The following is a 1,268-nucleotide window of genomic DNA, read 5'->3' as shown; positions in this document are numbered from 1 at the left end:
GCGGAAAGCATGGCCTTCGCGCGCGGCGCGGCGGGCGTAGATGTTGAGCAGCTCGGCGGCCGAGTCGCGGATCTGCTCAGCGGCCTTGCGTTTGGCTTTTTCCCACTGGCCGCTGCCCAGCCTGTGCAGCGGGGCTTCTTCGGCGCTGACGCCGGTATAGCGGCTGATCAGGTGCAGCTGGCTGACGGGCACGTACAGTGTGGCGCTGTCGGCATATTCGAGGTGCAAAAACTCCTGCAGCAGCGGCGTGCCGTCGGCATTGGTGCCCTGGCCCAGGTCCATGTTGATGAGGCCGCGGTAGCGGCCAATGCCGTGGGCGCTGTGCACCACCGGGTCGCCCACGTTGAGTTCCGACAAGTCCTTGATAAGCGCTTCAACGTCGCTGACCTGTTCCTGCTTTTTGTTGCGGCGGCGCACGGTGGCGCCCGCGGCAAACAGCTCGGTCTCGGTGATGAAGTCAATGCCTTCTTCAAGCCAGCTGAAACCGGTGTTCAGCGCCGCTGTGGCGATGCCGAGTTTTTCGTCGCTGGTCTGGAAGTCTTCAAGCGAATCAAACGCCGGCGGACTGACGCTGCTGGCGCGCAGGAAGTCCAGCAGGCTTTCGCGCCGGCCGTCGCTTTCGGCCAGCACCAGCACCCGGTGGGCCGTGTTGCGTACGTGGCCCTTGAATTTGGCCAGCGGGTCTTCGGCGCCACGCACCACGGCCATTTCGCCGAGTTTTTGAAACTGCGCGTTGTCGGCCACGTCTTCGACCGTGGCGCGTAYGGCCAGTTGCGCGTAGTCATTGGCGCGAGCGTAAAACTGCTCGGTGCCCAGAAACAGTGACTCCGGCGGCAGTGCCGGGCGGTCGGGCGCGTCGCGCACCAGGCGGTAGCGGTCTTTGGTGTCTTGCCAGAAGCGCTGGAAGGCCGGCTCCAGGTCGCCGTGCAACACCACAGTGGCACTTTCGCCCAGGTAGTCGAACACCGTGGCCGTTTCTTCAAAGAAAAGCGGCAGGTAGTACTCGATGCCGGCGGTGGCTACGCCGTTGCCCATGTCTTTGTAGATGCGGCTTTTGGTCGGGTCGCCGTCCAGCAATTCGCGCCAGCGGCTGCGGAACCGGGCGCGCGCTTCGTCGTCCATCGGGAACTCGCGGCCGGGCAGCAGGCGCACCTCGGGTACGGGGTAGAGGCTGCGCTGGCTGTCGGGGTCAAAGGTGCGGATGCTGTCGATCTCGTCGTCAAACAGGTCAACGCGGTAGGGCACCGGGCTGCCCATGGGGAAGAGGT

1 protein-coding gene is annotated in these 1,268 nt (G+C 64.8%); it reads right to left on the bottom strand.

Features of this window, described 5'->3' with window-relative positions; genetic code table 11:
- The coding region (locus AC1D1P_RS23705) for a CarD family transcriptional regulator (RefSeq protein ID WP_477674697.1) at window positions 1-1,268 on the bottom strand (1,268 nt) is incomplete at both ends.

The sequence above is a fragment of the Polaromonas sp. P1_E1_2 genome (genome assembly GCF_056406035.1).
Note: the sequence above shows the minus strand (reverse complement) of the source record. Positions and strands in the feature narration are given on the sequence as shown.